Below are 10,164 nucleotides of genomic sequence, written 5' to 3' on the forward strand. Positions count from 1 at the left end.
GGATATTGTACTAATCGCGACACCGGGCCTTCGACCCGGGGCCCGCGCTCACGCGCCGGTCCCGGGTGCGGACCCCGACGGCAGCCGATTCCGGCGCCCAATTCTTCAGAACCCCGTCTCACGAGCCGCATCGGCTCGCCGGCCCGGCTGCACTCGAGCGGCCGGCCATCTCAGCACCGAGGAGTACCCCACATCATGGCCGCAGAGGGAAAGGGCAGGGCAGTGACGCTCGAGCCGAAGACGCGCCGCACGTCCCGCGCCCCCGGGCCGGATCGCCCGAGGAGCGAGGTGGCCGCCCTGTTGGTGAAGATCGCCCTGCTCGGACTCCTCGACGCGCTCGCGGTCTACGCCGTGTTCATCCTCGTCGGCCTGCACCAGTGGGTGGCCGTGGTCGTCACCGTGCTCATCACGGGCCTGATCAACTGGATCTACCTCGGCACGGGCAAGCGGCTGCCGGCCAAGTACCTCACTCCCGGCGTGATCTTCCTCGTGGTGTTCCAGGTCTTCGTGGTGCTCTTCAGCGGCTACATCGCGTTCACGAACTACAGCGACGGCCACAACAGCACCAAGGAGGATGCCGTCAACAGCATCATCCAGGTCGCCGAGAAGCGGGTTGCCGATTCGCCCGCCTACAAGCTCAGCGTGCTCGAGAGCGGAGGCACCTACTCGTTCCTCGTGACCGACCCGAAGGGTGTGGTCAAGGTGGGTTCGGCCGACCAGCCGCTGAAACCGGCACGCGACGCCAAGCTCGACTCGACCGGCAAGGCGGTGGGGCTCGACGGCTACACCACCCTCACGCTGCCCCAGATCCTCGCCAATCAGGCCGCCATCACCGCGGTGCGTGTGCCGCTCTCCGACAACCCCAGCGCCGGCGCGCTGCGAACCGACGACGCCAACGCGGCCTACGTCTATCGCTCCAACCTCACCTACGATGCGAAGGCCGACACCTTCACCGACGCCGACGGGGTGGTCTACGTCAACTCGGGCAAGGGATCCTTCGCCACCGCCGACGGCTCGAAGACGCTCAGCCCCGGCTGGAAGGTGGACGTGGGCATCGCGAACTTCGTGAAGGCCTTCACCAACGAACAGATCAGCGGACCGCTCTGGCGGGTGATCGTCTGGACCTTCGCCTTCGCGATCCTGTCGGTGGTGACCACCTTCGCGCTCGGCCTCTTCCTCGCGATCGTGCTCAATCATCCGACCCTCAGGGGCAAGAAGTTCTACCGGGTGCTGGTGATCCTCCCGTACGCGTTCCCGGCCTTCCTCTCCGGGCTGGTCTGGGCCGGGCTGCTGAACCCGCAATTCGGATTCGTCAACCAGGTGATCTTCGGCGGGGCGGACATCCCGTGGCTGACCGACCCCTGGCTCGCGAGGTTCAGCGTGATCCTGGTGAATCTCTGGCTGGGCTACCCCTACATGTTCCTGGTCTGCACGGGCGCCCTGCAGTCCCTGCCGGAGGAGCTCGACGAGGCGGCCCGGGTGGACGGGGCGAGCCCGTGGCGGGTGTTCCGGTCGATCAAGCTCCCGCTGCTGCTGGTGTCGGTCGCCCCCCTGCTCATCGCGTCGTTCGCGTTCAACTTCAACAACTTCAACGTGATCTACATGCTCACGAGGGGGTGGCCCCGCTTCACGGACACGACATTCGACATCGGATCGACCGACCTGCTGATCACCATGGTCTACAAGGTGGCGTTCGGCCAGGGCGGTGCGCGCGACTACGGGCTCGCGAGCGCCCTGTCGATCCTGATCTTCCTGCTCGTCGCGGTGGTCTCGATCATCGCGTTCAGACGCACCAAGGCACTCGAGGAGATCAACTGAGATGGTTGTCATCGACCCCAGCATCACCGCACCAGAGCTCGTGACCGCCGCGCCGGTTCCCACCGGGCGCACGAGGCGCCCGTTCAACTTCGGCCGCTGGTTCCGCGACACGGGCTGGCGGCACCTCGTGGCCGTGGTCATGGTGATCTTCGCGGTGTTCCCGCTGCTCTACGTGCTGAGCGCCTCGTTCAACCCCGGCGGCTCGCTCGTCGGCTCGAACGCGCTCTTCACCAGGATCGACCTGCAGAACTACGTGAAGCTGTTCACCAATCCCGACCAGCCGTTCGCCCTGTGGTTTCTCAACACCATCGTGATCGGCACGGTCACCTCCGTCTGCACGGTGTTCCTGGGCGCCCTGGCGGCCTATGCCTTCTCGAGGATGCGTTTTCGAGGGCGCCGCGCCGGGCTGCTCTCCCTCATGCTGATTCAGATGTTCCCGCAGTACCTCGCCGTCGTGGCGATCTTCCTGCTGTTGTCCGCCATCTCCGACGTGTTCCCCATCCTCGGCCTCGGCAGCCAGCTCGGCCTGATCCTCGTCTACCTCGGCGGCGCCCTGGGCGTCAACACCTACCTGATGTACGGCTTCTTCAGCACCGTGCCCGTGTCGATCGACGAGGCGGCGAAACTGGATGGCGCGAGCCACGTGCAGATCTTCTTCACCATCATCCTGCGGCTGGTCGCGCCCATCCTCGCGGTGGTCGGCCTGCTCTCGTTCATCGCCACGACCGACGAGTACGTGATCGCGAGCATCGTGCTCACCGACCCCAACACGCAGACGCTCGCCGTGGGCCTCTACTCGTTCGTCTCGCAGGCCTTCTCCAACAACTGGAGCATCTTCGCGGCCGGCGCCGTGCTGGCGGCGATCCCGGTGATGGCGGTGTTCCTCGCGCTGCAGAAGTACATCGTCGGCGGGCTGACCGCCGGATCGGTGAAGTAGGACACGCGGCGTCTCCCTCGGCACTATCCTCGAGAAATGTCGTCCCACTTGGCCCTGACGCCCCATCACGACGGATCGGCGCTCTACGTTTCCTCGCCCGCGCCGGCGCTCGGCGACACCGTGCGGGTGCGGGTGCGGGTGCCGGAGGCCTTCGGGCCGGTGCTCGCCGTGCACACGAGATCCAACCCCGACCGCGAGCCGCGGTATGCGGTGGCGACGCCCGTCGCGAACGTCGACGGGTGGGAGTGGTGGGAGGCGGAGCTCCAGGTCGAAAACCCGGTGCACGGCTACCGATTCCTGCTGAGCCTGGCCGACGGCAGCAATGTCTGGCTGAACGCCACCGGGCTGCACCGCATCGAGACCCTCGACTCCGAGGATTTCCGCATCGTCACGTATCCGGCGGCGCCCGACTGGGCTGCCAACGCCGTGATGTACCAGATCTTCCCCGACCGGTTCGCCCGCTCGGCCGCGGCGGATGGCCGCCAGCCGCCCGAGTGGGCCGTGCCCGCCGCGTGGTCGGACGAGGTGGTCAACGTGGGCCCGGACACCCCGCGCCAGTTCTATGGCGGAGACCTCGCCGGAATCGCCGAGCACCTGGATCACCTCGTGCGGCTCGGCGTGAACCTCATCTACCTCACCCCGGTGTTCCCGGCCCAGTCGAACCACCGCTACGACGCCCAGTCCTTCGCCCGGGTCGACCCGCTGCTCGGCGGCGACGAGGCCCTCGCGGCGCTGGTCTCCGCCGCCCACGAGCGCGGCCTGCGAGTGATCGGCGACCTCACCTCCAACCACAGCGGCGACGCGCACGAGTGGTTCCGGGCATCCCACCGCACCCCCGGTGCCGCGGAGAGCGAGTTCTACTACTGGCTGGACGAGGCCCAGGAGCGCTACGTGTCGTGGCTCGGCGTGCCGAGCCTGCCCAAGTTCAACTGGAACTCGGACGAGCTGCGCCGCCGCTTCATCGACGGCGAGGGGTCGGTCGTCGCGAAGTGGCTGAAGCCGCCGTACAGCCTCGACGGCTGGCGCATCGACGTGTCCAACATGACGGGGCGCTACCTCGACGAGGACCTCAACGAGCTGGTGCGCCGCACCGCGCGTCGCACGATGCTGGAGGCCAATCCGGACACCATCCTGCTCGGCGAGTCCACGAACGATGCGGCGAGCGACTTTCCGGGCGACGCCTGGCACGGGGCGATGACCTACGCCAACTTCACCCGGCCGGTGTGGGGCTGGCTCTCCGAGCCCGGCAGGCCGGCTCCCGGCGGCATCGGGATGGCGCTCGGCACCATCCCGTCGTACAGCGGCGAGGAGGTGTACGCCGCCCACGTGAGGTTCACGGCGGCGTTCCCGTGGCGGGTGCGCCTCCACAACATGAACGCGCTCGACACCCACGACACCCCGCGGTTCCTCACCAACGCCCGGCCCGGCACGGTGCCCGTGGCCTTCGGGCTCGCCGTGACGCTGCCGGGAATCCCGGTGGTCTTCGCCGGGGACGAGTTCGGGCTCACCGGTTCGGACGGCGAACACTCACGCACCCCGATTCCGTGGGACTCCGTGGCCGCGGCGGAACCCACCATCGACCTGTACTCGAGGCTCATCCACCTGCGCACCGTGCACCCGGCTCTCAATTCCGGCGGCATCCGCTGGCTCCATGCCGGCTCGGAGGTGCTCGTGTTCGTGCGCGAGACCGCGGAGGAGAGCGTGCTCGTCGTCGCCGCTCGGGGGGACTTCTCGGTGACCCTCGACCCCCATGCGTTCGCGGGAAATCCGGTCACTCTCTTCGGCGAGATCGGGGCCGTGCGGTCGTCGCACGGCTGGACGCTGAGCGGCTCCGGACCCGCCTTCGGGGCGTTCGCGCTGCCCGGCGTCGCGCTGCCGGACTTCGCCGAGCCCGGAGCGGTGCTCGCCCTCGAATGATCGCGTGCGGGCGGTGCTCTCGCGGGTGCTATTCTCGAACGGTGCCAAAACGGCTTCGGGGTGACTCGGCTGCCGGTTTTGCCCCCTTAGCTCATTGGTAGAGCACTTCCTTGGTAAGGAAGAGGTAGTGGGTCCGATTCCCACAGGGGGCTCTCGCAGCCCGTGATCGGGAGGCGTCCCGGCGGGGTAGCTCAGGTGGTTAGAGCACACGGCTCATAATCGTGGTGTCGCGGGTTCAAGTCCCGCTCCCGCTACTTACCCTTATTTGCTTGAAATTTGGGGCTGTCGGAGTCCAGTTTCATATTCGCAAATTGGGCCTCTGACCACATTTTGACCACATCCGTGGAGATGGCAGCGTCATTCAGGCGCACCGCGACCTGACTCAGGTCATCGTCGAAGAGGTCAGCGTAGGTATCCAGCGTCATTGCCGCCGACGCGTGGCCCAGCTTCTTCTGCACGGCCTTCACGTTCGCTCCCGCCGAGACCGCGAGACTCGCGGCCGTGTGACGAAGATCGTGGATCGTCATTTCCGGCAGGCCGGCCGATTCGAGGGCACGATCGAACCAGGAGCGCTGCCTGACTATGGGGGTGATGAGAAAGCCCCCATCTTGCCCGGGAAACAAGAGGTCATCGTCGGGCTTGCCTTGGCAGGCGGCGGCGAGGGAGAGGTCGAGCAATGCGGGATACGGCACGCTTCGCCGCTTGTGGGTCTTGGGGGTCCCGACGATGACCAATCCGTTGACGAGGACGGCATTGCGCGAGATGGAGATTCGTCGCGCGGTGCGATCGATGTCGCGCACCGTGAGCGCAGTCGCCTCTCCCCAGCGCAGCCCCGTGTACCCAAGGAGGCGCACCAACGTCGAATGCTGCCCTGACGCCTCCGCCAGGCGGTGAAGCTGTTCGTGCGTGAGATAGCGGTGTACCCGGCCCACCCTTCGGGGAAGCCCAATCCCACGCGCAGGGTTGGCGGGGATCCGGTGATCCCTGACGGCGACCTCCAGTACCGACGACAGCACTCCATGGGCTCGGTGCACCAGAGTAGGGGACTTCGGCTTGCTGGCCCGCCCCGTGCCATCCGCTAACCTCGCGACCCAGGTCTGGACCTCGCTGTGACGCACCTCACCGATCGGGATTTCGCCCCAGACCGGACGAACATGCAGCCTCCACGCCGACTCCACCACCGCCATCGAAGAGGGCTTCAGATGCGATTGGCTGGCAATCCAGATCGATCCCAGTTCAGAAACAGTCAGCCGAGCGCTCGACGGGTCGATGTAGGTTCCGGATGCTTTGCCCAGTTCGACGCCAGCCAGGTAGAGTTCGGCTTCCCGCTTGGTCCTGAAGCCGCGCTTCGTCGTCTGTGACCGGTCCGGCTTCCGGTAGCGCACCCGGTACCGCTTGCCAGCGGATGTCTCGTATGCCTCCACCGTCGCCATCGCGCAATCAGTCCTCTCGGTCGCGTCGCAGACCCGACTCTCTACATTTTCTGGCGGAGGGCCACGACTCGCAATGATCCGAGCCCTCGATGCCACCCGATCGAGACTCTCGACAACCGGGCGCGGCTGGGCGAGGTATTCGTTTGCCCCTTCCTTGAGAACGAATAGGCAAACGAATAGTTACGACCTGTTTTGCCCCTGTCCCACCGTCATCCCCGAGCGAGCTCGTGTCCTGACCCCTCACACTCCGCACGCTACGTGTAAGGGGTCAGGACATAAAGGGATGACGGTGGGACAGGGGCAAAATATAAAAAAGAAGGAACAAGAAAAAGAAAGAATTAGTTGAAGGTTGGCGGCCTGGAGATGGACCGAACGAGTTGGGGGAGACAGGCGGGGACGGTGGAGCTGTTGTCGCGTTAGAGGCACCTGAGCGCAGAATCTTTACGGACAGGTCATACGCGAACCTGCCGCTCGGATTCCTTCTCGAGGACAGTGACGACGGGGGAGTGCCCGCTAGAGGTCCGACTTGCGGGCAGTGCCCGTATCGCAGGTGGACTGCACAAGTTAGGCCTGAGCGACAACGTCGAGCGGGTGCGGCCAGTTTGCACCCCCGCGTGCCAGGATCAGGTCACGAACGAACCAGAGCATCGGTCCGTGAAGCTCGCGCACGACCTCGACTGCTGGACGCCGCTCGCCGACGTTGCCGTGCACGAGCTTGCTCCTTATGCCGTATGCATAGCGGAAGAAGTCGACCGCCGATCTGCCGCCATAGAGACGGGGCGCGAGCGAAGCAGCGAGACGACGACCTGCTGCCCCGATCGACTCGTTCCGGAGTCGAGCCAAGGCGCCAACTACCTCGCTTCGGTCGCTAGGATCAACATCCGTCAATCCGATGAGATGTTTGCTTAGCTCGTCAAGCACGGCAATCTGTGCGTTAGATCGTTGCTTAACCTCGATCATGGCCTCGACAGCGAACATGAGCATGAGAAATCGAGCGTCGGCATCCCCCGCCACATTCTCTGCGGCACTATTGAGGTCGATCGCGAGCATAGTCCGCTCATCGGGGCGCAGGCCCTCGTCGTATGCCCGTCGGACAGCATCGGCCATTGCGGCCGCGTTGCGAATCGCCTCGGATTGGGCCTCGAGGCGGCCCCACATCGGCGTCGGGTCCTCGGGGACAACCAGCAAGCCGGTCTGATCGTGGTACAGCTTCGCGGTCCCCGTGGCCTCAGTGTTGAGCTGATTGAGAAGGCTGTGCGCGAAGTGGCCTTGCGGTCTCCGCGTCTCAAAATCAGCGGGGACCAGCTGTGCCACAAATCCCAAAGCAAGTGCCGATATCCAACGCTCGCCATCCTCGCGCGCTTCATCCTCCGTTTTGTAGCCCTCGCCGCGCAGCGCGAAGCGATCCTCTTGCTGGACCGCCCGGTCAGCCGTCTGCGGCTTGATCGCAACCCGGCCCGCCGGCCCCTCACGCAACACCAGCTCCGGTCCTTCATGACCGATGCGATTACCCTCAGCGATCCGGAACGCCTGCCGGAAGGTATAGGTCATGACCGAAGCCTAGATGGTCAGCCCGCCTGGCTCTATTGGCCGGTGCGACCGCCCGTATGCGGATCCTCTGCCGGAACTCTGCATCTGACCCGCAGAGGGTTCCCTTGTGACACAGGATCAGTCCGGCCCGACTGGTGGATGGGTCGGTCATGCACTGCCGTGCCGCGCTGGCCGTCCTCTTGCGGTTATCCGTTGGCGCCGACGGTACCTTTGTGGCGTGACTCTGTATCGCCGATTTGAGAGTGCCGTGCCGAATAGACGAGGCGTTCACCCCGGTGTTTTCGCGCTCGCCAATGGGCTCGCCGCGGCGGGGAACCTCTCAGCTGCGGACTTGGACTGGTGGAGAGATGCCAACATCCGAGCGACTCACGCATACGTCGATCCGACAACTGTTCGATCCGACTGCTACGACCCGGTGATCAACCCCGGAGCCCGCTCTTGGTTCAAAGAGTCCGCCAGCGTCTTGATCGAGTTCGCGGGCGCATACCTCGGACTCCTGGATCGCCACGATGTCCCATGGGTTGAGTTGCGAACCTCGCATCCAGGCCGAGCCACATATGAGGATGACGTGCAACTCGTCGCGGTTCCATTCCGATACCCCGAGGATTGGCCAGTCCGCCTCAACTCACCGCGTTGACGGTTCCTCCCTCGTTTCGAGAGGGAGCACCAACCAAGAATGACAAGGAGGGCCCGCCCGTTCGAACTCGCTCGGGAATCGCGTCGAGGACCGGCAGCTAGACTCCGACGGATGACTCGGGACACGATCACGGCGGCGGATGCGGGAACCTGGACTCTCGGCGACAAGACGATCAACCGGATCGGCTTCGGCGCGATGCGACTGACCGGCAGCGTCGCCTTCGACCCCTCGGCGGCGAGCGATCGCGACCAGTCGATCCGGGTGCTTCGACAGGCGATAGACCTCGGCGTGAACCACATCGATACGGCAGCGTTCTATTTCTCGCCGCTGCGCTCGGCCAACGAGCTGATCAACCGGGCGCTTGCCCCGTATCCCGAAGACCTGGTGATCACCACGAAGGTCGGCCCGGGAAGGGACTCCTCGGGCGGCTGGTTGCCCTGGGCGACGCCAGATCAGTTGCGCGGCCAAGTCGAGGAGAATCTGCGCCAGCTCGGTCTGGATCATCTCGATGTGGTGAATCTGCGTTCGTTCGGCGCCCAGTCGATCGCCGAGCACTTCGGTGCACTTGCCGACCTGCGCGATGCCGGGCTCATCCGCCATTTGGGCGTCTCCAATGTCGGGCTCGACCAGCTCGCTGAAGCGCGGGCCATCGCGCCGGTCGTCTGCGTGCAGAACCGCTACGGCATCGGTTCGCGGCCGGCGGACGCCGACGACATGCTGAGGATGTGCGGTGAGGCGGGCATCGCGTTCGTGCCGTACTTCGCGATCGCCGGAGAGGGGCGCGAAGGGGGTTCCCGCGGCGCCGAACCCGAACTGATTCTCGAGATCGCCCGGGTGCACCGGGCGACGCCAGCAGAGGTTCGGCTGGCGTGGACGCTTCAGCAAGGCAAGCACGTGCTGGCCATCCCGGGAACAGGCAACCCCAACCACCTGCTCGAGAACGTGGCTGCCGGTCGCCTTCGGCTCACGCCCGAGGAACTCGCCCAACTCGGGACGCTCCGGTAGTGCGGCAACCGGTCATAGGGTTCGGCTCGAATGAGTACGTGAACAGGTGATCCCCGCTATCCGCGACAAACGCGCAGGCCGATCAGAATACGAAGTAGCCGGGAATCCGGAACACGTCCCCCGAGTCGCGAACCGCCATTGATACCCCCGACTGTGTCCGCCATCAACCCAGGGAAATGGCACTGGCACGTTTACGCTCTCACCCGCGGCGGTCATCGCCGCTGAAGGTTCCGCTTACGGTAATCGGGTCACGGTGACATTATTGCCACCGACCCAGCCTCAGGTACACGATCGACACATGGCTATTGGCAGCGTGAAGTTCTTCAAAGGAGAGAAAGGTTGGGGAGCTATCTCGTCGCAAGAGCTTCCCAACGGCCAAGACGCCTTCGTCCACTTCTCTGTGATCGAGAGCGGGGGATACCGGTCCTTCATAGTGGGCGATGAGGTCGACTTCGACTTTGTGCGAATCGATCAAGACAGCTTCCACCTTGCGACTCGCGCCCGCAAGGTGGAAGCCCCGAGCCCGGTAAGTCCGGAGTTTCGATAGGCGATCCGCTTGGACTGGCCCACAGAGTAGCAACTCGGGGTGGTACGCTATCAGGTACTACTTACCGGAGGCCATCATGTCGGCGATCAGCGCCACCGAAGCCCGCAAGAGCTTGTTCGGGCTCATCCAGCAGGTCAATGAGGACCACACCGCTGTCGAGGTCGTGTCCAAGCACGGTAACGCGGTCATCCTGTCCAAGGACGACTACGACGCGATTACAGAGACGGCCTACCTGCTGCGGAATCCCGCGAGCGCCGAGCGGCTGCTTGCTGCGATCGAGCGGGCGCGGCGCGGGGAGTTCGAGCAGCACGACCTCCTG

General features: G+C 65.1%; 8 protein-coding genes and 2 tRNA genes. 8 read left to right on the forward strand and 2 right to left on the reverse strand.

The genetic code is table 11. The annotated features are described in order from the left end of the window. Nucleotides 1–195: 195 nt before the first annotated feature. From ACHZD8_RS12755 to ACHZD8_RS12775, 5 genes are all read left to right on the forward strand, one after another. Entirely contained in the window at nt 196–1,818 is a 1,623-nt protein-coding gene (locus ACHZD8_RS12755; protein WP_394770804.1) for an ABC transporter permease subunit, read from the forward strand. 1 nt (nt 1,819) lies between these two features. Continuing rightward, complete coding sequence (locus ACHZD8_RS12760) at nt 1,820–2,755, forward strand: sugar ABC transporter permease (protein ID WP_394770805.1); 936 nt, start codon at nt 1,820–1,822, stop codon at nt 2,753–2,755. A 36-nt stretch (nt 2,756–2,791) separates the two neighbouring features. Continuing rightward, entirely contained in the window at nt 2,792–4,672 is a 1,881-nt protein-coding gene (locus ACHZD8_RS12765) for a glycoside hydrolase family 13 protein (protein WP_394770806.1), read from the forward strand. Nucleotides 4,673–4,752: 80 nt separating this feature from the next. Further along, nucleotides 4,753–4,824: transfer RNA gene (locus ACHZD8_RS12770), tRNA-Thr, on the forward strand. A gap of 28 nt (nt 4,825–4,852) precedes the next feature. Beyond that, nucleotides 4,853–4,926: transfer RNA gene (locus tag ACHZD8_RS12775), tRNA-Met, on the forward strand. Here ACHZD8_RS12775 and ACHZD8_RS12780 read toward each other — a convergent pair. Both ACHZD8_RS12780 and ACHZD8_RS12785 read right to left on the reverse strand, forming a co-directional pair. Next, nucleotides 4,924–6,105 (reverse strand): tyrosine-type recombinase/integrase, encoded by a 1,182-nt coding sequence (locus ACHZD8_RS12780; protein WP_394770807.1) that lies wholly within the window; start codon nt 6,103–6,105, stop codon nt 4,924–4,926. The two genes, ACHZD8_RS12775 and ACHZD8_RS12780, sit on opposite strands and share 3 nt — an antisense overlap. A gap of 564 nt (nt 6,106–6,669) precedes the next feature. Further along, nucleotides 6,670–7,656: a hypothetical protein gene (locus ACHZD8_RS12785; protein ID WP_394770808.1), complete on the reverse strand. Its 987-nt coding sequence runs from the start codon at nt 7,654–7,656 to the stop codon at nt 6,670–6,672. Between the two features lie 748 nt (nt 7,657–8,404). On the opposite strand from ACHZD8_RS12785, the gene ACHZD8_RS12790 reads away from it, so the two are divergent. The 3 genes from ACHZD8_RS12790 to ACHZD8_RS12800 form a co-directional block, all read left to right on the forward strand. Beyond that, a complete protein-coding gene (locus tag ACHZD8_RS12790) occupies nt 8,405–9,298 on the forward strand; it encodes an oxidoreductase (protein ID WP_394770809.1) in 894 nt (297 codons plus the stop codon). A gap of 298 nt (nt 9,299–9,596) precedes the next feature. Then, a complete protein-coding gene (locus tag ACHZD8_RS12795; protein WP_394770810.1) occupies nt 9,597–9,845 on the forward strand; it encodes a cold-shock protein in 249 nt (82 codons plus the stop codon). Between the two features lie 76 nt (nt 9,846–9,921). Continuing rightward, nucleotides 9,922–10,164 (forward strand): type II toxin-antitoxin system Phd/YefM family antitoxin (locus ACHZD8_RS12800; RefSeq protein WP_394770811.1); only part of this gene is annotated, 243 nt, incomplete at its 3' end.

It is taken from the genome of Lacisediminihabitans sp. (assembly GCF_043726815.1).
Classification (GTDB): Bacteria; Actinomycetota; Actinomycetes; order Actinomycetales; family Microbacteriaceae; genus Lacisediminihabitans.